This window comes from Sphingobium sp. TomTYG72 (assembly GCF_055394715.1).
On sequence record NZ_AP027337.1, the window covers coordinates 218,662 to 239,283 of the forward strand.

Below are 20,622 nucleotides of genomic sequence, written 5' to 3' on the forward strand. Positions count from 1 at the left end.
CGGGATCAGCGCCGGGCGATCAACGGACGGGCGCCATCGCCTATGACGGCAAAGCCGGACCAGTAGAAAGGATGCGAAGTGTCCGCGTCGTCCATCAGCTGAATCTGGGCCAAGCGCAGCGCCTCAGCCACTGGTTGGTCGGGAGCCGCCGCGAACAGCCCGGCCATCAGCCTTTCGGTCGCGCGATATTCTTCGGGCGCAGGCCAATGGCTCGCGATGATGGAACGGCCGCCCGCACCGATGAATGCGCGCACCAATCCGTCGAGCGCTCCACCGCTGCCGGAAAGCCCGGCCGCGCGGGTCATTTCGGCCCCCGCCGCCCCGGCCGTGTCGCAGGCCGACAATATGACAAGGTCCGCATCCAGCCGCAGGTCGAAGATTTCGCCAAATTGCAGCAGGCCGTCCGACCCGGCTTTGGGCGCAAAGCTGGTCAGCAAGGCAGGGCGGGCCGGGCATCCCGCGCGCGGCGGCGTGACAAGGCCGTGGGTCGCGAAATGCAGGATGCGGAAGTGGTTGAGGTCATTGCGCGCCTTGACCGCCTCATCGGTGAAGGCCGCGCCGGTTACGAGTTCGCTGCCCGATGTTCCAACCGCCTGCGCCGCCTGACGCAACTCGTCCGCCGGAATGGGGTGACTCCATTGGGCAGGCGACCAGCTACAATCGTCAGCCTGACCGGGCAACGCGCCACGGGTCAGGGCGGCCAGCCTTGGCCCGGCAATCGGCGCATTGTCGCCAAAGCCGATATAGCTTTGCGGTGCGCCCGAGGGCGGCGTCAGCCGGGCGTCGCGGAAGGCGCGGGCCGACAAGGCGGTGCTTACCGCATGGTCGCGGCCGAGCCAGTCAACGCCACGAAAGTCGAATTCGTCGCCGCCCTTCTCCAGCCGCGCGGCATAGGCATCGACGCCCGGCTGACTGGCGACCAGCAGGTTGACCGGCAGTTGCAGCATCGCGCCGTCCGGCTCGAAGATCAGATGGCGCGCACCCTTTAGCCGCTCATCGATCGGGCCGAACAGATCGAGATAGAGGCTGCGTGCCACCGGCAGGTCGAGGGCGTAAGTGGACTGCACACCCGCGACATCGGTCGAAATCGTTTCGCGCAGCGCCGCGACCTTGCGCGCCACTTCGCCAGCGCTGACAGGCAAGCGGAAGCCCGTTGCCCCCTGCCCGTCTATCCACAGGGCATAGAGGGCATCGCCAAGCTGAGCGAGCTTGTAATAGCCCTCCCCCGCTTTCAACGTTCCGCGCATTTCGCCAAGGGTCAGCGCTTGCGGGCTGACGGCGCGATATTGGGGATAGGCGGCCAAGGCCGTCAGCGTCGCGGCCTGATCGGTCGCCAGGGCGTCGATCTCTGCCTGCCGCCGCGCGATCTCATCCTGGGTCGCGCTGTCGCCCTTGCCCGCTTCACGCAATTGGGCGAGCGCGATGCGGCCACGCTCTATGTCGCGCGAGAGAGATGTCGATTGGCGGAACAGGCGCGCGGCCTCTCCGTCGCCCGCCGACAATTCGCGGCTCAGCAATTCCAGCGTCTCGGCCGCACCGGGACGCACCAGCAATTGCGACGCTTCGAACAGGTCCGCCGCGAGTTCCGGGCGCCGGGGCATTTCGGATGTGAGCAGCGTGAAATAAGGCTGCAACTGGTTCGCCATCGCCGTCAGCGTGCCACGGTTCGCCGTGGTGGACGTCATGATCGCGCGATAGGTCTTCAGCGCCTCATCCGTCCGCCCGCGCCGCACGAGGAAGGCGCCCAAGCGGGCACGCGCGCCGTTCAGGGCCATCGTTTCGGGATATTGCGCGGCGATCAGGCTGACGGCCTGATTGAGCCGCGCCTCGGCACCACCATAGTCCTGTTCCGCTTCGTGCGTCAGCGCGATCTCGCCCAGCAGTTGCGCGCGTAGCCGGGTGATCGAGGTCACACGGCCATCGCGCACCCGCTGCACGTCGTTGAGCGCCTGGGCAAGCACGGCGCGCGCCTCCCGAGGCTTGCCGGACAGGCGCAAGATGGTGCCGCGCAATTGCTGCGCTTGCGCATCGAGTATGGCCGCCCGCTCGCCGGGCGTGAGCGCTGTATCCTGCCGCACGCCCAGTGCCCGCGTTTCCGGCGAGCCGCTGCTCAATTCCGCGGCCACGTCGCTCGGCAAGGTCACTGCGCCATCAGTGCCAGCGGCAAGCGCCGTCCCGCCTTCCAACGACTGGTCGAGCAAGGCGAGCGCGCCTTGAAGGTCCTGCTGATTGAGGTGATGCACGGCTTCGAAATTGCGGCGCAGGCGGAGCTGGATAGCATCAGCCGTCGGCACGGCGCGAGCCTGGGCAAAGGCGGCATCGGCCCGATCGAACAGGCCAAGGTTCGACAATTGCAAACCGTGGTTCACGAGATATTCGTGTTGTCGGTTGGCGCGTTCGGCGGGGCTTAGGGCTTGCGTATCCGGATCACGGGCAAGGCGATCGGTCAGGCTGTCGAAAAATTCCGCAGCCTCGGCATAATTGCCCGACGCGTTACGGCGATAGCCCTCCGCCAACACAGTCTGCGGATCGAGGGTCACCGCCTGCATCCGGGCGAAAGCCGCTGCATTGCTGCCGCCCGTCGTGACGATGTCGATCTTGCCCGGCACGGTGCGGCCCAAGGCGACGGTGCGGAGTCCAAGGTCCAGGACCGTGTCATAGGGCGCGAAGCCCTGCGTCACATAAAGCGTCTTGCCCCGTTCGGCGGACAGGATGCGGTAAGCGCCCGCGTCGCTGGAACAATTGCGGACAGTTACAGCACCAATATCGGGCAAGGTCATGCCGCCCGGCGCGGCGCAGTTCACAGAAGATCGGCGCGATGCCGACAGTCTTTCAAGCAGCGCCTCTTCGCTATCGGCCCCGCTCCGCCGGAAGGCATAGATGCGGCCTACCGGACGCGCGGCGTCACGACATACAACGGCCCAGGCGCGATCGAACATGGTGCGGCTTGCCGGATCGCCGTTGACGCTCTGCGCCTGACAAAGCGCTCCGCCGCCACTGCCGATGCGAAAGCTGTCCTGCAACAGCGGGCGGTCGACCTCCGGCTGCGCGGCCAGCGCGGATGACAGGCCCAAAGCGCCCAGCCCGGCCAAGATCCGACAAAAATTTCCTATAGTGCCCAAGGCTATCCCCCCAGCCTCGCCGGATCTGTCCGTGCAAGCCCCCCATGGCGGGACCCGGCGCGCTCTTCATAACGCCACCCCAGCTTGCCGCAAGGTAAAAGAGGGGTGTCGCGCCGATCCGATGCGGCGCTTAAACCAGCATTTCGCAGGAGGTGAGGCTTCGGGTTGCTCATCCTCCCGCGCGAGAAACTGATGCAGACGAAACTGGTGCGCAAGGACGACCGTCGTCCGCACTATTCAGTTTGGCATCGCGACGGTGGGTCTGCTGTCGCCAGTCCGACAAATCCGATGAAAGAAATCTGGATTTGGCCTGTCGCATTGCATATATATGTTCAAAGATTGTAATTTGATGTTTTATACATCATTCGAGGACCAATGATCACTTCTCAGCAAATGCGGGCCGCGCGAGCATTGCTCGGAATCGATCAGCGCCAACTCGCCGCTTTAGCGAGCGTGTCGCTGCCGACGATCCAGCGCATGGAAGCTTCCGATGGGCAGGTACGAAGCGTCGTTGATACATTGGTGAAGGTGATCAGCGCGCTCGAAGCGGCAGGGATCGAGATTATCGGCGAGAATGCCCCGAGTAGTGGCGCGGGACGCGGTGTCCGCCTGAGGGAAACAGCGTCCGGCCAGCAACCCCGGCGCGTGCCCTCCGTGCTGTTCGATCAGACGGCCCAAGACGATGGATCGTAACGCACGACTTCTCGCCTTCACGCCCAAGTTGATCACGGTCCTGCGCGAGGGCTATTCTGCCGATCGCCTGCGGCGCGATTGCATTGCCGGGCTCACGGTCGCGATTGTCGCCCTGCCCCTTGCCATGGCGCTGGCGATCGCGAGTGGGGCGTCGCCTGACAAGGGGCTTATCACAGCCGTTATAGCCGGTTTCCTGATTTCCGCGCTCGGCGGGTCGCGGGTTCAGGTCGGTGGGCCGACCGGCGCCTTTGTCGTCGTCGTTTTCGGGGTCATCGCACAGCATGGCTATGACGGGCTGCTCCTGGCGACGCTGATGGCTGGGCTGATGCTGATCATTGCTGGATATTCGGGTCTGGGCAGTCTCGTCCGCTTCATTCCCCAACCCGTCGTCATCGGCTTCACCGCAGGCATCGCCGTCATTATCGCGTCGAGCCAGGTGAAGGATTTTCTCGGCCTGCGAATGGGCGGTGGCGTCCCTGCCGATTTCATCCCCAAATGGCAGGCCTATTTCTCTGCGCAGGGCAGCATCCAGATATTGAGCCTGGCGATTGGCGCCGGGTCACTGGCGCTGATCATCGCCCTGCGCAAATGGGCGCCACGGGCGCCGGGATTCCTGATCGCGGTCATATTGGCGGCAGCGTTGGCGGCGCTGCTCCAGTTGCCGGTGGAAACGATCGGATCGCGCTTTCCCAACCTGCCCACCGGAATTCCTGTCCCCGCATTGCCAGATTTCTCTCTTGCCAAGCTTCAGGCGGTCGTCCCCTCTGCCTTCACGATCGCGTTTCTGGCGGGAATCGAGGCGCTTCTGTCCGCGGTCGTGGCCGATGGCATGATCGGATCAAGGCATCGATCCAATCAGGAGCTTGTCGGCCAGGGCGTCGCCAACATCGCATCCGCATTGTTCGGTGGCCTGCCAGCGACGGGCGCCATCGCCCGCACGGCGACCAACATCAAGGCGGGCGCCATCACGCCCATCGCAGGCATGATGCATGCGCTGTTCCTGTTGCTGTTCATCCTGTTCGCCTCAGATCTCATGGCGTTCGTGCCGCTGGCAGCACTCGCCGCCATCCTGTTCATGGTCGCCTGGGGCATGAGCGAACATCATCGCTTCATCCAGTTGCTGCGGATGCCCAATGGCGACCGGGGCCTGTTGCTGCTGACCTTCGGCCTCACTGTTCTGGTCGATCTCACCGTGGCGATCGGCGTAGGCGTGACGCTGGCCTCGCTGCTCTTCATGATGCGCATGAGCCGCACGGTGGAGATTGCGAACGACAGCGGTAATGGAACGCCGCCATCCGAAGAAAGGGAGGACATCCACCAGCGCGATGCGCTTCCGCCAGGTGTAGAGGTGTTCCATGTCGATGGACCGGTCTTCTTTGGCGTCGCGAATGAATTGCTCGATACGCTGCGACGGGTCGGCCCCACGCCGAAGGTCATCATCCTTCGGCTGCGGCAGGTGCCCCTGCTTGATGCGAGCGGCGTGACGGCGATCGAGGAAATCGTCCGGCAAGCAGCCTCTGCCGGGACGCAGATCATCGTTTCAGGCGTCCAGGCACAACCCATGGCGATGCTCAAGCGGGTATCGCTGGGACCGGCGGATCGGCGCGTCATCTTCAGCGATGATTTTCCCGATGCCCTCCGCCTCGCAAGGGCGATCATTCTCGCACCAACTTGCGCGGCCCAGCGGCTCAACTAACCAACAGTACCAGGGATTTGAAATGACCGATACAAACGATGATTATGTGTATGACGAAGCTTCGGGCGAGTGGATCTCTGCGGCGGAGGCTGCGGCCAAGGAGCAGCTCGCAGACCGGGTTGAAGTGCATGATTCCGCCGGTAACCTTCTGGCGGACGGCGACAGCGTCATCACGATCAAGGATCTGAAGGTGAAGGGCGCCGGGCAGACGCTGCGCAAAGGCACCGTGATCAAGTCGATCAGGCTGACCGGCGACCCGCAGGAAATTGATTGCCGCTATGAGGGCATCAAAGGCCTGGTTCTGCGAGCCGAGTTTGTGCGCAAGCATTGATCTGCGGCGGGTCCAAAAACGCTGACATGGAGATGGACGGATAATATCGCTCCAAACTTGTGGCTGGACAGTGCGTCAATCCGCGCGCGCGGCGCGACGTGCGCTCCATCCCATGCGCCCCTTGAGCAGTTCGCATAGAAGGAGAACGCAGGCTGGCAGCAGGATCAGGAGGGCCAAATCCGTCAGCTTCAACGGAGCAAAGTCCAGAACCTGGCGCAGAGGTTCCAGCATGAATATCAGTGCGCAAGCCAAAAGGACGAGCAGCGCGACATAGCGCAGCGAAACATTGTGTCGCCAGACGGCGCTCGTCAGGGATGTACTGAAGGACCGATTGACCAGCACCAACGCCATGATGGACGCCACCAGCCCGAAGAAAAGGAGCGCTCGCACGCGGCCGGGATCATAGCCCCATAGGCTTGCACAGACATGGAGAGCGAGGAGCAGCGCGAAGGCAATCCCGCCATAAGCGATGCTTGGCAGGACGAGACGCCCGGAAAAGAGGCGTTCGTCCGGATTGCGCGGTGGCCTGCGCATGATACGGTTTTCTTCCCGTTCGGCTTCGAAAACGAGCGCGCACACCGGATCGATGATCATTTCGAGAAGGGCTATCTGGATTGGCCCCAGCACCAGCGGAAGGTCCAGCAGAAGTGGGGAAACGGCAAGCCCTGCGATCGGCACATGGACCGCGAAGATGAAACCTATGGCTTTGCGGATATTGTCATAGATGCGGCGGCCAAGCCGAATGGCGACGACGATGGCACCGAAATCATCCTCAACCAGGACGATGGCCGCAGCCTCCCGTGCCACATCCGTGCCGCGCTTGCCCATGGCGATGCCGATATGGGCGGCCTTTAGCGCCGGTGCGTCGTTGACGCCGTCACCGGTCATGGCGACCACTTCCCCCGCCGCTTTGAGCGCCGAGACAATTCGCAACTTCTGTTCCGGCATGGTGCGCGCGAAAATAGCGACGTCCTTGACCCGCGCGCAAAGCTCCGCGTCGGACATTGTCGCGACGTCGCCGCCGGTCATGAGCGCGCCTGCGCCAATCCCCGCCTCTAGCGCAATAGCCTGCGCGGTGGCGGGATAGTCGCCGGTGATCATGACCACCCGGATGCCGGCCGTGTGGCATTGGGCCACGGCTTCCGGAACCCCCGCCCGCAGCGGATCGGACAAGCCGATCAGCCCGAGAAGACTGAACTCGTGCGCTTCATGCCCTATCCCGACATTTGGCTCCGCTATATTAGCAGAAGCCACACCCAAAACGCGCATCCCGCGAGCCGCCATGGCCTGAACCGCCTGCTCAAGGGCCGAACGAGCCCCTTCATCCAGCCGACAAAGGCGCGCGATCGCTTCCGGTGCGCCCTTCGCCGCAACAAGCAATGGTTCCCCGGCGTTCGCGGGCCGCCAGACATTGGACATTGCCAGGAGGTCGGGCTGAAGACCATTGGTGTGGACCAGAAGCCAGTCTTCGCGGGCGGGAACCCGGACATCCCGAGCAGCAGTGTGGAACGCCACCTCCATCGGATCGACCGGCACGGGAGCGCTCGCCAGGGCGGCCGCGCTGATCAGGTCATGGAATTGCGCTTGCGGTAATACCTCGCCAAGGACCGCCGCCTCACCTGACGGCAGCCACAATTCAGTGACCGTCATCCGGTTCTGGGTCAGTGTCCCCGTCTTGTCGGTGCACAGGACCGTGGCCGCGCCCAGAGCCTCTATGGCGGAAGCCCGTCGGGTGAGCACGCCGACCTGCGCAATGCGCCACGCGCCCATGGCGAGGAATATGGTGAGGACCACCGGAAACTCTTCAGGCAGCAACGACATTGCCGTCGCGATCCCCGCCAGCAGCGCGGCCATCCAGTCGCCCCTAAACCATCCGTACAGCAGGACCACCAGCAGCGCGACGGCGACCCCGCCGACCGCGCACAGGCTGACCATTCGGGTGGTTTCCTTGTGAAGATGCGGCGCCTCTGTCTCTAATGTTTCAAGGAACCGTCCGATCTGGCCAATGCGGCTGTGCGTGCCGGTAGCCGTCACCCGTGCGATGCCCCCGCCGCGCGTCACGATCGCTCCCGAAAAGAGATAAGGGGTATCGTCGCCCCCCGGCTCCGCCCGTTCAGCATCCCCGGCGAGCCCGGGCCGCTTTCGGACTGGCACAGCCTCGCCGGTCAGCAGCGATTCGTCTGCTTCAAGCTCCCGGGCCTCGACCACTAGCGCATCCGCTGCGATCCGGTCGCCCGCTTCCAACACCAGAATGTCGCCATTCACGACCTCACGACCGGGGATGCGCAGGGTTTCCCCGTCACGTACCACCAGGGCGCGCGGTGCCGAGAGGTCTCGCAATGCCTCAAGCGTGCGTTCGGTGCGCGCCTCCTGCACGATCGTGATGATGATCGACAAGCCAGCAAAGCCGAGCAGGACCAGCGCCTCGGTGCGGTCGCCGATCAGCAGATAGACCGTGCCCGCCGCGAGCAGCATGGCAAACATCGGCTCCCGCAGCACCTCCATCGCGATGCGCAGGGGCGTCCGTCGGTTTGGCCGGGGCAATTCGTTGGGGCCATCCTCCGCCAGCCGCTCGCGCGCCTGTGACGCGGAAAGGCCGACAAGGCTTTCCTGCCCACCCGCCATCATTACGGCTATCTCCCCATGGTCGATCTGCACCTATAAGATGCTGCACCTGACATCATGCAACCGGAGATTTCTGCCTGGCCTCCGCGACGGCAACGGTTTTCAGGGTGGCAACGAAGCTGTCGGGGTTGAGGGAGATGCTATCAATGCCCTCGCGCACGAGGAATTCCGCGAACTCGGGATAGTTGCTCGGCGCCTGTCCGCATATTCCCACCTTGACGCCCGCCTTTCGTGCGCGGGCAATGAGATCTGCGATCATCTGCATTACCGCCGGATCGCGCTCGTCGAACAGCGGTGCGAGCAGATCGGAATCACGATCGACGCCAAGGACGAGTTGCGTCAGATCATTAGAGCCGATCGAAAAGCCGTCGAAACGGGCGGCAAACTGTTCAGCGAGGACCACATTGGCCGGGATTTCCGCCATCATGTAGAGTTGCAACCCCCGTTCGCCGCGCATCAGCCCATGGCGCGACATTTCGGTGACAACCTTGTCGGCTTCGGCCAGCGTCCGGCAGAAGGGGATCATGACAATGACATTTTCAAAGCCGATCGTTTCCCGCACGAACCGGATGGCGCGGCATTCGAGTGCGAAGCCGTCGCGATACCGTTCATGATAATAGCGTGACGCCCCCCGGAAACCGAGCATGGGATTTTCTTCATGCGGCTCGAACGCGGCGCCGCCCAGCAGATGGGCATATTCATTGGTCTTGAAGTCGGATAGGCGCACGATCACAGGATGCGGATGGTGCGCGGCGGCAATCTTCCCAATGCCTCGACCCAATGTTTCGATGAAATAATCGCGGGGATTGGCGTAGCCGCGGGTCAGGTTTTCAATCTCGCGGCGCTCGGCGATGTCCGTCACCTGATCAGGGTGGGCAAGTGCCATCGGATGCACACGAATGAGATTGCTGATGATGAATTCCATCCGGGCCAGGCCTACGCCATGAGATGGGAGCCGCCACCAGCGGAAGGCTTTGGCAGGACTGGCGACGTTCAGCATCAACTGCGTCCGCGTTGCAGGCAGGCTGGCCGTATCGACCTCTTCGCCTGTGAAAGGCAACCGGCCGGGATAGACCTGACCCCGGTCGCCTTCGGCGCAGGAGAGCGTTATTTCCTGGCCCGCCGCGATGCGGCTAGTGGCATCGCCGGTGCCCACGACCGCAGGGACGCCCAGCTCGCGGCTGACAATAGCCGCATGGCTGGTCGGGCCGCCATGATCCGTGACGATGCCCGCCGCGCGCCGCATGACGGGCACCCAATCAGGATCGGTGTTGTCGGTGACGAGGATGGCTCCATCGACAAAGCTCGCTATGTCATCGGTGCTGCGAATGATGCAGGCCGACCCGGCCGCGATCGCGTCGCCGACGGCTGCGCCCGTGGCGAGCGGCGCGGGCGCCTTGGCCGTCAGCCGCCAGGTTTTGAGCGCTGTGGCGGATCGCGCGCCATGCACGGTTTCCGGTCGCGCCTGCACGATGAAGAGCTTGCCGCTTTCCCCATCCTTGGCCCATTCCATGTCCATCGCGCAGCCATAATGCTGCTCGATCAGCACGGCCCAGCGCGCCAGTTCCAGTATCTCCTCGTCTTCCAGGACATAATGCTCGCGCTCGTGATGTCTGCAATCGACCAGTTGGGTGCGCGCGCTGCCGCCCGTCGCGTAAACCAGCTTCTGTGCCTTGGCACCGATCCGCTTCTCCACGATCGGTTTCAGTCGCCCGTCCGAAAGGAAAGGCTTGAAGACCAGATAGCTGTCGGGATCGACGCGGCCCTGCACCACGGTCTCGCCCAAGCCCCAGGCCGCGCTGATGACGGCGACGCGCGGAAATCCGGTCTCCGTATCGATCGAGAACATGACGCCCGACCCGGCCAGATCGGATCGCACCATGATCTGGATGCCGATGGAAAGCGCGATCCGCAGATGGTCGAAACCCTTGGCCTCGCGGTAGGCAATCGCCCGGTCGGTGAAGAGCGAGGCAAAACAACGCCGACATGCGTCGAGCAATGCGCGCTCGCCAACGACGTTGAGAAAACTTTCCTGTTGCCCTGCGAAGCTAGCGTCCGGCAGGTCCTCTGCTGTCGCGCTGGATCGCACCGCGACAGCGACCTCCTGCTTGCAGGCATTGCGCGATAAATCTCGATAAGCGGCGATAATGGGTTCGGCGATTTGCGGCGGCAGTTCCGCATCCAGAAGCAGGCGGCGGGCTGCCTCACCCGCTTCATGAAGCGGCATCGTCCCGCTCCGATACTGCGCGACGATCGCCGCGAGTCGATCCCCAATGCGGTTATGGTCGATGAGCGCCCAATAGGCCCACGCCGTTGTTGCAAAGCCCGGCGGAACCTGCACGCCTGCCTTGCCGAGTATGGCGACCATCTCGCCAAGAGAAGCGTTCTTGCCACCCACGCGGCCGACATCGGCGCGGCCGAGCGCATCGAACCAGACGATCACGTCATCCTTGACGGGCGGGGGCGCAGCTAGCGTTTGTGTGGTCATGGGGCGGGAGTTTGCAGGGGCCATGCCATCAGGAACATTGGGAATGATACGGATGACAGGCGTGGGACCGCCTCATCCGTATAACTACGGACTGCCTCTCTCCTTCTTTGGCCTATTGAGTTATGATCGGGGAAAAGATGAGTGGGAGAAGTTCGCGTGAGTTCAGCGTTGACTCTGACATTCCACGGCGCGGCAGGCACGGTCACGGGCTCCTGCATGGAATTGCGGCTGGGCGACCGGGCCATCCTTGTCGACTGCGGGCTGTTCCAGGGATCGCGCACGCTTGAAACTTTGAACCACGGCGCCTTCAGCTTCGACCCCGCCAAGATCGACGCGGTCGTGCTGACCCATGCCCATATCGATCATTGCGGTCTTTTGCCCAAAATGGCGGCGCAGGGTTATAAGAGGCCAATATGGTGCACGCCCGCGACGTCTGACCTGCTGGAATATATGCTGGCGGACGCTGGCAGGATCCAGGAAAGCGAGGCGGATCGCCGTAACCGACGCCGCGACCGAGCGGGCGAGAGGCTGTTTGTGCCCCTATACACCGAAGAGGATGCGCTGGACGCCTGGCGGCTCAGTCGTCCTGTGCCGCTGGGCGACTGGTTCGATCCGGCGCCCGGATTTCGCGCGCGCTTCTGGAATGCGGGGCACATATTGGGCGCGGCGTCCGTGGAAATCGAGGCAGCGGGCGTGCGCCTGCTGATGTCGGGAGACCTGGGGCCGGTCAACAAGGCCTTCCATCCCGACCCGCAAGCGCCGACCGGCGTCGATCATGTGGTCTGCGAAGCGACCTATGGCGATCGCGCGCGGGATAAATTCACGATCGAGCAGCGCCGCAGTCAACTTGAGGCCGAGATCAAGGATGCCTTGAGCCGCGGCGGCAATCTCGTGATCCCCAGCTTTGCGCTCGAGCGGACGCAGGAAATGCTCCTCGACCTTGCCAAGCTGGCCGATGCCAACCGGATTCCCAACGTCCCGATCTTCGTGGACTCACCGCTCGCGAGCCGGGCGACCAAGGTGTTCGCGGCTCATGCCTCGGAGTTGGAGGATATGGGCGGCGAGAATATTTTTCGGCATCCCTCGATCCATTATGTCGAGGATGTCACGGAATCCATTCGGCTCAACACCATGTCGGGCGCGATCATCATGGCGGCATCGGGCATGTGCGAGGCAGGCCGCATCCGCCATCATTTGAAGCATAATCTCTTCCGTCGGGAATCGACGGTCCTGTTCGTGGGTTTCCAGGCGAAGGGCACGCTTGGCCGGGTCCTGCTCGACGGCGCGCAGCGTGTCCGTATCTCCGGCGAGGACGTTAACGTACGCGCGCGCATTCGGCGGATCGACAGCTATTCCGCCCATGCCGACCGCGACGAACTGCACGACTGGATCAGTGAGCGCCGACCGATAGCCGGCAGCCTGTTCCTGGATCATGGCGAACCCGAAGCGGTGGCAGCGTTGCGGACCCTCGTTCAGGCAGACGATCCCGCCGCCAGTATCATCGCGCCGCAGATCGGCGAGGTCTACGCGCTTGAGCCGGGAACGAAGGCGAAGCGCATCCAGACAGGTCGCGTGGACATGGAACAGCTTAGCGGGCCGGATTGGCAGAATGATTATGCCGACTTTATCACCCATCTCAAACAGCATCTCGGCCGCATCAGGAACGAGCGGGCGCGCCGCGAGGCCCTAGCCCAGATGCGGCGCATACTCGATGGATATGAGGAGGCGAGACATCGCCATAAGTGAAGATGGAGGTTCCGATGCCCCGTGCTGCTCCTTCTGATATCCGGCATGCAGTGGTGCTCGCGCACCCTGATCCCCACAGCTTCAACGCCGCCATCGCCCATGCCTATTGCCAGGCCGTGGAGGCTGCGGGGCAACAGTCTATCCTGCGCGACCTCTACGCCATGAATTTCGACCCGGTGCTGAAGAATGGCGAGCGGCCTGATCGCAAGGACTATCACCTGTCTCCCGACGTAAAGGCGGAACTGGACATATTGCGCGGCGCCAATGTGGTCGTCTTCGTCTTTCCGATCTGGTTCGGCATGCCGCCAGCCATGCTTGTAGGCTATATCGATCGCGTTCTGGGCGCGGGAACGACTGTGCGTCAGGTTCAGGACAAGTCGGGTGAAGGACTGCTCGGCAAGGGTCATCTCTGCGCTATCACGACCTCTGGTGCTTCGGAGGACTGGCTTGACGCCCAGGGTCAGACAGAGGCGCTTCGCGCGCTTTCGGGCACCTACCTCTTCCGCGCCTTTGCGATGCAATCGTCCGAGGCGCTGCATATTGGGGACGTGGTAGAGAGCGCGGACGCTGCCTTTTTCGAGAGCCAGCTCCAGCGAGTCCGCGATCGTGCCGCCAATATCTCTGCGCGCGTGGCCGAGGAACTTTTTGGAACGCCCCTGCCTCCACGCACGAGCGACGGAAGCTGAAAATTCCCGATGGGCGAACGGCAACGACATGAGGTGGGCAGGCCATGCTGACGATCAAGCGTCTGGCGATCGACACTTATCCGGAAAACACCGCCTTTCTCCTGCGCCAAAGCAACGGCTATTCTGCGGAACAATTTCAGGCGCTGCGCAAGATACGGGTCAGCGGGGACAGTGCCGAAATCCTCGCGACGCTGGCGCTCGTGGATGAGCCGACCCTGCTGGAACCGGGAGAGATTGGCCTGGGCGAGCAGGCGTTCAGGCGGCTCGGCCTGCCCGAAGGTTCGCCCGTAGCGATCGCACAGGCAATGCCCCCGGCCAGCCTGGAATTTGTCCGTCGCAAGATCGACGGCGACACCCTGCAGGATGACGAAATTTCAGCCATCATCCGGGACATCGCCGCGCATCGCTATTCCCCCATGGAAATCGGCGCGTTTCTGGTCGCCTGCGCCAGCTTCATGAGCACGCAGGAAACGCTGGCGGTCACCTGCGCGATGGCCGATGTCGGCAACCGTTTCGACTGGAAAGCCCCGCTCGTGGTGGACAAGCACTGCATCGGCGGCATTCCGGGCAACCGCACATCGATGATCGTGGTGCCGATCGTAGCGGCTCACGGCCTCATCATGCCCAAAACCTCGTCACGCGCGATCACCTCTCCATCCGGCACGGCCGACACGATGGAAGTGCTCGCCAATGTCGACATGTGCGAAGCGGACATGCGGGCTATCGTCGCTCGGGAAAAAGCGGTGCTGGCCTGGGGCGGCCGGGTGAACCTGTCGCCAGCGGACGATGTGCTGATCTCTGTGGAGCGGCCCTTGCGGATCGACACGTTCGACCAGATGGTCGCGTCCATCCTGTCCAAGAAACTGGCGGCGGGTTCCACGCATCTGGTGCTCGACATACCCGTCGGCCCAACAGCGAAGGTCCGCACACAGGATGATGCAGTCAGGCTGCGCAAACTGTTCGAGCATGTCGCCGACAAGATCGGCCTCGTGATCGATATCGTGACCACGGACGGATCACAGCCTGTCGGACGCGGCGTCGGCCCGGTACTTGAGGCACGCGATGTCATGGCCGTGCTGCGCAACGACGGCGATGCTCCACCGGACCTACGCGAACATGCCCTGTTTCTGGCCGGACGAGTGCTCGATTTCGATCCCGCGCTGCGGGGCGGCAGAGGCTATGCACGGGCGATGGAACTGCTCGCCTCGGGCGAAGCACTTGCGGCGATGGAACGGCTGATCGAGGCGCAGGGGCGGCAGACGGCCAAACATGCGCCGGGCGAGCATGTTCACGAGATTCAGGCCCCCCATGACGGACGAGTGCAGGCGATTGATTGCCATCGCATAGCGCGCATCGCCCGGCTTGCCGGTGCACCGATGGACAAGGGCGCGGGCATTGATCTGCTGCACAAGGTGGGCAGCGATGTCCGCAAGGGGCAAGCGCTTTACCGTATCCATGCCCAGTCGCGAACCGGCCTGGGCTTCGCGCGCGATCTGGCGATGGAAGATTCAGGATATGAGGTCGCTCGATGAGCGCGGCCCTCTTCGCCTTCGATGATGGCATGGCACCGGCCCGCAGGCTGGGATCGCTGTTGGACATCCCGACGATCGCCGTCGAGGTCCACCGATTTCCCGACCGGGAATGCCTGATCCGAGTACCGACGCCCGCCCGAACCGCCATTTTCTATCGCTCACTCGACGATCCCGACCACAAGATCATCGAACTGTTGCTGGCGGCCTCGGCGGCGCGCGATCAGGGTGCGGAACGCGTCATCCTGGTTGCGCCTTACCTCGCCTATATGCGGCAGGACAAAGCCTTCCGCGCTGGAGAAGCTGTCAGCCAGAAAGTCATCGGCGGCCTGATAGCCGACCATTTCGACGGACTGGCGACGGTCGACCCTCATCTCCATCGCATAGCCGCCCTGAGCGAGGTCATTCCCGGCATCCCTGCGATCAGTCTATCCGCCGCGCCCCTTCTCGCTACCCTGATCGACGCGCGGGATGATCCCGTCATCATCGGGCCGGACAGTGAATCCCGTCAGTGGACCGAAGCTATCGCAGCACCGCTGGGCCTCAGCACGCTGGTGGCGACCAAGCAAAGGCTGGGCGACAGGCAGGTCAGGCTTGCCATCCCCGACATCGAAAAGGTTCGTGGCCGCCGCGCCTTATTGGTGGACGACATGATTGCCAGCGGGCGGACGTTGATCGAGGCGGCGCGGCTTCTGCACGACACAGGCGCGACATCGGTTGAAGCGATCGTGACACATTGCCTGGCGAGTGCCGACGATCTTGCGATCATGAAGGCAGAGGGCATCGCACCCATCTTCAGCAGCGACAGTATCGATGGACCTACGAACAAGGCCCATCTTGCGCCCCTGATCGGCGCCGCTTTGCGCGACAACAGGCTGGTCTAAGTCTTCTGTTTCCCGCATTTTCCGAGCCAGCAGATGGCATCATCTGCCTCGAAAATGCTGTAAGATCATCTATCCGCCAGGAATTGCAGAATGTCGGCGCGGCTGATCAATCCGACCAGCTTGCCGTGCGACATGACGGGGAGCCGTTTCACCCCATGCTGCGCCATGATGCCCACTGTCTCTTCCAACGACGCGTCTCCATCCACGCTGACCGGCGGCACGGACATGATGTCCGAAACTGTTTTGGAACTGAGCAGATGTGCGCGTTCCGCGCTTTCGGCTTTGACCAGAGCATCGAGCCGGAACAATCCCCGATCCGGCCTGAAGAAATCACCTTCCGAGACAATGCCCTGCAAGCGGCCTTCCCGATCAAGCACGGGAAGCGCACTGATGCGGTGATCGCTCATGCATCGGATTGCTTCAGCCAGAGAAGCGTCCGCTGTGGTGCTGGCCGTTCCTAGCGTCATGATGTCGCTGGCTTTCATGACCATCATCCTTCTTCCTTTTGGTCAGATTACGCTTGTGCGCCGACCCGACATGTTTCCTGTGATGGCGCAATGGACGGCACGAGGGCGAACAAGCGCTCGACATCCTCGCGATGGCACAGGTCGGTTCCGGGCGTGAGCACCGCCGCTCCACCTGCGGCAATCCCGTAACGGAATGCGTCGACGGGATCACGCTCACAGCCAAGCGCGAACACCATTGCCGCCAGGAAACTGTCGCCAGCCCCGACCGCGCTCCTGGTTTCCACAGGGATGGCAGGCAATCGCCAGGTCCCTGAGCGGCTAGCCAGTATCGCGCCGTCGCGGCCCATCGTCACGGCCACATATTCCGCCTTGCCGCCATCCACGATTTCCTGCGCGGCGGCGCAGATTTCGCTTTCCTCCATCAACGCTCGGCCAACCAGTTGCCGCAACTCACCGATGCTGGGTTTGACAAGATAGAGGCCCCCGCCGCTGACCGCCTCTTGCAGCGCCTTGCCTGAAGTATCGAGGATGAGGCGCATGCCGTGGCGCTGCGCCAACTGACGCACCTGGCTGTAGAAATCGTCCGGCACGCCGGGAGGCAGCGATCCGCTGGCGACAAGAAATTCCGCCTGCGGACCATCGAGATGATGCAGGGCAGCTTGCCATTCCTCGGCCGTCAGCTCTGGCCCCTGTGGCACGACACGATATTCCTTACCCGTCTCCCGTTCATAGATGGCTGTGCTGATGCGGGTGTCGCCTGCAATGGGGATGCGGAACCGGACCAGCCCATGCTGATCCAGCAGCCCGTCGAGCGTAGGTCCGGTTGCTCCACCAGAGAGATAATAAGCGCGCGCCGTGCCGCCCAGCCGCGCAATCACCCGAGCCACGTTGATGCCACCCCCGCCCGGATCATAATGTTCCTGGCGCGCCCGCATCTTGCGGGTGTGAAAGACCCGATCCGCCTCATAGGCGACATCGATGGCCGGATTCATCGTGAGCGTGACGATCCTCTTCATGCCCGTGAGGCTATGCGCCCCTCCCGGCGGCTGGAATAAGTATATGTCCCGATGGGCGACGCATCCGGGACGTGGGAAATAGGTTTCTCCATCTTGTCAGTTGAAGGAGCATCGCAATGCGAACACTTCCGCTATTGGCCGCTGTGCTGATCATCAGCGCGTGTAAACCGGCGAACGAGACGGAAGCGCCCGCGCCCCAGGCGAATGGTTCGACGATGAACTATGTCGAGGAGATCGCGGCCTTGCCCAAAGAGGCCCGGGATGCGGCCTTTTTCCGTGCTATCCGGGATGCTGGCCTGCCTTGCCAGCAAGTGATTGACAGCGGCCCGATGCCCGGAACCACCGCGCCGTCCGCCGCCTGGAGGGCGCAATGCGAGGACAAGGCTTATCATCTCATCCAGATCCAGCCCGACGGATCGGCCGTGGTCGCCAGCCGGACCAACCCTTGAGGCCGAACCGTGCACTGCTGGCCCGCCGGAGAGTAACCATGACGCAACGGGACAGGCCCGCGACACGTCTATGGCTGATATTGGCCATAGTCGCAGCCGCGTTGATCCTTACCCTGCTGGCCGCTCAATTGATCAGCGGAGAATGGCTATGGATCATCCTGAACGGGCTATTGCAGCACGAACTGGGCTGAATTTGCCTTACAGGCCACAATCACGCTGATTGGGTGTTCCGTTGGCGACGCGCATCAGCCAGCAGCTTGACCACTTCGGCATCGCTCGTCTGATCGAATACCACATAATGCGCGCCGACCGCATAGAAGGGATGGGGTTCGTAAAGGCAGATGATGTCGTCGCATTCCTCCCGCAGACCTGCGATCACCGCCGCAGGCGCTACCGGAACCGCCAGAATGAGCCGCGCGGGATGCGCCTTGCTCATGCCCTTCAGCGCCGCCTTGATCGTGCCTCCGGTCGCTATGCCGTCATCCACCACGATCACGGTACGGCCCGCTACCGGAATGGGTTCATTATTCCCCAGATAGACGCGCCGACGCCGATCGATTTCAGCCAGCTGCTTGCGCATCTCGGTACGGATATAGTCCGGCGTGGGGGCCAGCTGCCGCACGATTTCCTCATTGAGGACAAGTTGCGGTTCTGCCCCATCGACCACCGCGCCGATGCCCAGCTCCTCGTAACCCGGCGCACCGAGCTTGCGCACGAAGAGAAGGTCCAGGTCGGCATCAAGCGCTCTTGCCACCTCGAAGGCGACCGGCACGCCTCCTCGCGGCAAGGCAAGCACCAACGGATGGCTCGGCGCAAAACGTGCCAGCGCCTTGGCCAAATGGACGCCTGCATCACGACGATCGTGAAACAGCATGGATTGAGGCTTCATCGGGTCTCCCCCTTCAGGTGAGAGTTGAACCAACGTCTGGCCAAGCTGATGACCTGATCGAGCGTTCCGGGCTCCTCGAACAAATGGCTGGCCCCGGGCACGATGACCAGTTCCGCAGGCGCCGTCATGAGCGCCTTTGCGTCATGGTTGAGGTTCAGCACATCACGGTCCAGACTGCCGACGATCAGGAGCGTCGCGGCACGAATCCGGCCCAGAGCTTCAGCCCCCGCGAGGTCCGGCCTGCCGCCGCGAGACACAACCGCAACCGCCCTGTCATCCGGCATCGAAGCGGCAATGATGGCGGCTGCCGCGCCTGTGCTTGCCCCGAAATAGCCAAGCGGCAGCGTGGCGAGCGGCGCCATGCCGTCGGCCCAGTCAGCAGCCTCCCTCAACCGGCGCGCAAGCAATTGCACGTCGAAGACATTGCGTCGGTCCAGCTCTTCCTGCGGCGTCAGCAGGTCGACCAGCAAAGTCGCGAGCTGGATCTGATGCAGACCAGCGGCGACATATTGATTGCGCGGGCTGTGTCGCCCGCTGCCGCTGCCATGAGCGAATATCACCAGTCCCGTCGCGCCATCCGGCATGTCGAGAAAGGCCCTCAGCCCATGCCTGCCGATTGTCACATCCTGCCGGTTCACCGTTATCTGCGTCATGGTCACAATCCGAAAGGCCAGGTTTCCGGCGCGCCTGAAGGGCGTTCCGGACCCAATGGCGTTACCGCCGAGGTCTGCTCGAACCAGACCCAGGCATCGAATTGCTCCGCCAGCACAGCCTCGAAATAATGACTGAGCCGTTCCGTTTCGGGCCGATAAACGACGCCGATCGCGCGTTCCAAAAGCGTGTGGCCGAGCAAATCCCGCAGCGCTTCCTTGCCCGGTCCCCGCCAGTCAGTCAGGCTGCGGACGACGCCGGTGCGCCGGAACGCATGTTCATAACTGTCCGGGCGTGCGGGGCGGACGGATTTGATCTCCATCGCTCCACCCCAGTCGCTGGCCGCCGCGACAAGTCCGGTGTCAGTCCCGAAACCGATCGACACAGCATCGTCGCCATAGGCGAGGCGGCAAAGCTGGCCGATGTTGAATTCACCCTGCCAACCCATCGCCGTTGCGGCTGCATTGCCGACATGGCTGTTATGCGCCCAGATGACCGCTTTGGTTCCGCTGCCGCGATGCGCCATCAGCGCCTGGAGCGTTTCGAACATGTGCCGGTCGCGCAGGTTCCAGCTTTCGGTCGAGCTGCGGTACATGGCGCGATAATAGCGTTCCGCGGCACGAACGATGCGGGCGTTCTGATAGGCATCGAACCACGCCTCGCCATCCTGTTTGAGCAGGTCCAGCCTCTGGTCGAGAAGCTGGCGAAGCTGCGCCACCACGCCATCTTCACATCCTTTGCCACCCGAAAGAGTGACCGCCCGTCCATAGTGCGCGGGTTCATCCTGCCACGGCGTCAGGCATCCATAGCGGCGGCGCGCGTCCTCCGCCTCGTCCGGGTCGGCCTTGTCGAGATAGGCAAGCACGGCATGGATGGATTCGCTGAGGCTGTAGACATCCAGGCCATGGAAGGATGCCTGGCGCGCTTCCGCCAAGCCCTGATTATGTCCCCGCAGCCAATCGGCGAAGGCCAGCACTTCCTGGTTGCGCCACATCCATGTCGGGAAGCGCACGAACACATCGCCCCGCCTGGGACGCGGCGCCTGGTGCCGCACATAATCGTCAATGCGCGCGGCATCGGGCCAGTCCGCTTCTACCGCCACGATCGTGAAGCCGTGCCGCTCTATCAGCCGACGGGTGATCGCGGCGCGTGCCCGGTAGAATTCGGAACTTCCATGTGTCGCCTCGCCCAGAAGAACGACCCTGGCATCTCCGAACCGATCGAAACAGGCACCGAAATCCTCCACCTTGTCGGGAGAGGGCAATGGCTCAGCATGGTGCCTGAGGGCCTGGACAAGCTCATCGGACGCTTGAGTGGTCGAGCGGTCAAACATCGTTGCCTGGGTCATCT

The 20,622-nt window shown here is 63.1% G+C and carries 17 protein-coding genes; 9 read left to right on the forward strand and 8 right to left on the reverse strand.

What is annotated here, in order from left to right:
- Positions 1-5: 5 nt before the first annotated feature.
- Positions 6-3,092, reverse strand: a complete 3,087-nt coding sequence (locus ACZ5U1_RS14405; RefSeq protein WP_464780590.1) for a CHAT domain-containing protein — start codon at positions 3,090-3,092, stop codon at positions 6-8.
- Positions 3,093-3,497: 405 nt separating this feature from the next.
- On the opposite strand from ACZ5U1_RS14405, the gene ACZ5U1_RS14410 reads away from it, so the two are divergent.
- From ACZ5U1_RS14410 to ACZ5U1_RS14420, 3 genes are read left to right on the forward strand one after another with little or no spacing between them, the layout of a single operon-like run.
- A complete protein-coding gene (locus ACZ5U1_RS14410; protein ID WP_464780591.1) occupies positions 3,498-3,815 on the forward strand; it encodes a helix-turn-helix domain-containing protein in 318 nt (105 codons plus the stop codon).
- Positions 3,805-5,511: a SulP family inorganic anion transporter gene (locus tag ACZ5U1_RS14415; RefSeq protein WP_464780592.1), complete on the forward strand. Its 1,707-nt coding sequence runs from the start codon at positions 3,805-3,807 to the stop codon at positions 5,509-5,511. The genes ACZ5U1_RS14410 and ACZ5U1_RS14415 overlap by 11 nt, the downstream gene beginning before the upstream one ends.
- A gap of 22 nt (positions 5,512-5,533) precedes the next feature.
- Complete coding sequence (locus tag ACZ5U1_RS14420) at positions 5,534-5,842, forward strand: alkylphosphonate utilization protein (protein ID WP_464780593.1); 309 nt, start codon at positions 5,534-5,536, stop codon at positions 5,840-5,842.
- A 75-nt stretch (positions 5,843-5,917) separates the two neighbouring features.
- Here ACZ5U1_RS14420 and ACZ5U1_RS14425 read toward each other — a convergent pair whose 3' ends face one another.
- Positions 5,918-8,470, reverse strand: coding sequence for a cation-translocating P-type ATPase (locus ACZ5U1_RS14425; protein WP_464780812.1), 2,553 nt, complete (start codon positions 8,468-8,470; stop codon positions 5,918-5,920).
- Positions 8,471-8,522: 52 nt separating this feature from the next.
- Positions 8,523-10,955, reverse strand: a complete 2,433-nt coding sequence (gene ppsA, locus ACZ5U1_RS14430; RefSeq protein ID WP_464780594.1) for a phosphoenolpyruvate synthase — start codon at positions 10,953-10,955, stop codon at positions 8,523-8,525.
- Between the two features lie 216 nt (positions 10,956-11,171).
- Here ppsA and ACZ5U1_RS14435 point away from each other — a divergent pair, with 216 nt between their 5' ends.
- Genes ACZ5U1_RS14435 through ACZ5U1_RS14450 form a run of 4 tightly spaced genes read left to right on the forward strand, consistent with a single transcriptional unit; the run spans position 11,172 to position 15,800 of the window.
- Positions 11,172-12,701, forward strand: coding sequence for an MBL fold metallo-hydrolase (locus ACZ5U1_RS14435; protein ID WP_464780813.1), 1,530 nt, complete (start codon positions 11,172-11,174; stop codon positions 12,699-12,701).
- Positions 12,702-12,715: 14 nt separating this feature from the next.
- Positions 12,716-13,387 (forward strand): NAD(P)H-dependent oxidoreductase, encoded by a 672-nt coding sequence (locus ACZ5U1_RS14440; RefSeq protein WP_464780595.1) that lies wholly within the window; start codon positions 12,716-12,718, stop codon positions 13,385-13,387.
- Positions 13,388-13,431: 44 nt separating this feature from the next.
- Positions 13,432-14,919: a thymidine phosphorylase family protein gene (locus ACZ5U1_RS14445; protein WP_464780596.1), complete on the forward strand. Its 1,488-nt coding sequence runs from the start codon at positions 13,432-13,434 to the stop codon at positions 14,917-14,919.
- Positions 14,916-15,800 (forward strand): ribose-phosphate diphosphokinase, encoded by an 885-nt coding sequence (locus ACZ5U1_RS14450; RefSeq protein ID WP_464780597.1) that lies wholly within the window; start codon positions 14,916-14,918, stop codon positions 15,798-15,800. The genes ACZ5U1_RS14445 and ACZ5U1_RS14450 overlap by 4 nt, the downstream gene beginning before the upstream one ends.
- Before the next feature lie 65 nt (positions 15,801-15,865).
- Here the strand turns inward: ACZ5U1_RS14450 and ACZ5U1_RS14455 are convergent, their stop codons facing one another.
- Entirely contained in the window at positions 15,866-16,285 is a 420-nt protein-coding gene (locus ACZ5U1_RS14455) for a CBS domain-containing protein (protein ID WP_464780598.1), read from the reverse strand.
- 29 nt (positions 16,286-16,314) lie between these two features.
- Positions 16,315-17,283: a 1-phosphofructokinase family hexose kinase gene (locus ACZ5U1_RS14460; protein WP_464780599.1), complete on the reverse strand. Its 969-nt coding sequence runs from the start codon at positions 17,281-17,283 to the stop codon at positions 16,315-16,317.
- A gap of 116 nt (positions 17,284-17,399) precedes the next feature.
- Between ACZ5U1_RS14460 and ACZ5U1_RS14465 the strand changes: the two genes are divergently transcribed.
- Together ACZ5U1_RS14465 and ACZ5U1_RS14470 are read left to right on the forward strand one after the other, a co-directional pair.
- Positions 17,400-17,732: a hypothetical protein gene (locus tag ACZ5U1_RS14465; protein WP_464780600.1), complete on the forward strand. Its 333-nt coding sequence runs from the start codon at positions 17,400-17,402 to the stop codon at positions 17,730-17,732.
- A 38-nt stretch (positions 17,733-17,770) separates the two neighbouring features.
- Positions 17,771-17,923, forward strand: coding sequence for a hypothetical protein (locus ACZ5U1_RS14470; protein ID WP_449469558.1), 153 nt, complete (start codon positions 17,771-17,773; stop codon positions 17,921-17,923).
- A gap of 20 nt (positions 17,924-17,943) precedes the next feature.
- Here the strand turns inward: ACZ5U1_RS14470 and ACZ5U1_RS14475 are convergent, their stop codons facing one another.
- From ACZ5U1_RS14475 to ACZ5U1_RS14485, 3 genes are read right to left on the reverse strand one after another with little or no spacing between them, the layout of a single operon-like run.
- On the reverse strand, positions 17,944-18,621 hold the full coding sequence (locus ACZ5U1_RS14475) for a phosphoribosyltransferase (RefSeq protein WP_196226911.1): 678 nt from the start codon (positions 18,619-18,621) through the stop codon (positions 17,944-17,946).
- Positions 18,618-19,274, reverse strand: coding sequence for a dienelactone hydrolase family protein (locus tag ACZ5U1_RS14480; protein WP_464780601.1), 657 nt, complete (start codon positions 19,272-19,274; stop codon positions 18,618-18,620). The genes ACZ5U1_RS14475 and ACZ5U1_RS14480 overlap by 4 nt, the downstream gene beginning before the upstream one ends.
- Positions 19,275-19,276: 2 nt before the next feature.
- Positions 19,277-20,620: an erythromycin esterase family protein gene (locus ACZ5U1_RS14485; RefSeq protein WP_464780602.1), complete on the reverse strand. Its 1,344-nt coding sequence runs from the start codon at positions 20,618-20,620 to the stop codon at positions 19,277-19,279.
- Positions 20,621-20,622 lie beyond the last annotated feature (2 nt).

Coding starts and splice junctions, on each gene's coding strand:
- ACZ5U1_RS14485 (WP_464780602.1), bottom strand. CDS start 20,620: ATGACCCAGGCAACGATGTTTGACCGCTCGACCACTCAAGCGTCCGAT.
- ACZ5U1_RS14470 (WP_449469558.1), top strand. CDS start 17,771: ATGACGCAACGGGACAGGCCCGCGACACGTCTATGGCTGATATTGGCC.
- ACZ5U1_RS14455 (WP_464780598.1), bottom strand. CDS start 16,285: ATGAAAGCCAGCGACATCATGACGCTAGGAACGGCCAGCACCACAGCG.
- ACZ5U1_RS14465 (WP_464780600.1), top strand. CDS start 17,400: ATGCGAACACTTCCGCTATTGGCCGCTGTGCTGATCATCAGCGCGTGT.
- ACZ5U1_RS14475 (WP_196226911.1), bottom strand. CDS start 18,621: ATGAAGCCTCAATCCATGCTGTTTCACGATCGTCGTGATGCAGGCGTC.
- ACZ5U1_RS14425 (WP_464780812.1), bottom strand. CDS start 8,470: ATGATGGCGGGTGGGCAGGAAAGCCTTGTCGGCCTTTCCGCGTCACAG.
- ACZ5U1_RS14445 (WP_464780596.1), top strand. CDS start 13,432: ATGCTGACGATCAAGCGTCTGGCGATCGACACTTATCCGGAAAACACC.
- ACZ5U1_RS14420 (WP_464780593.1), top strand. CDS start 5,534: ATGACCGATACAAACGATGATTATGTGTATGACGAAGCTTCGGGCGAG.
- ACZ5U1_RS14460 (WP_464780599.1), bottom strand. CDS start 17,283: ATGAAGAGGATCGTCACGCTCACGATGAATCCGGCCATCGATGTCGCC.
- ACZ5U1_RS14480 (WP_464780601.1), bottom strand. CDS start 19,274: ATGACGCAGATAACGGTGAACCGGCAGGATGTGACAATCGGCAGGCAT.
- ACZ5U1_RS14435 (WP_464780813.1), top strand. CDS start 11,172: ATGGAATTGCGGCTGGGCGACCGGGCCATCCTTGTCGACTGCGGGCTG.
- ppsA (WP_464780594.1), bottom strand. CDS start 10,955: ATGACCACACAAACGCTAGCTGCGCCCCCGCCCGTCAAGGATGACGTG.
- ACZ5U1_RS14440 (WP_464780595.1), top strand. CDS start 12,716: ATGCCCCGTGCTGCTCCTTCTGATATCCGGCATGCAGTGGTGCTCGCG.
- ACZ5U1_RS14415 (WP_464780592.1), top strand. CDS start 3,805: ATGGATCGTAACGCACGACTTCTCGCCTTCACGCCCAAGTTGATCACG.
- ACZ5U1_RS14410 (WP_464780591.1), top strand. CDS start 3,498: ATGATCACTTCTCAGCAAATGCGGGCCGCGCGAGCATTGCTCGGAATC.
- ACZ5U1_RS14450 (WP_464780597.1), top strand. CDS start 14,916: ATGAGCGCGGCCCTCTTCGCCTTCGATGATGGCATGGCACCGGCCCGC.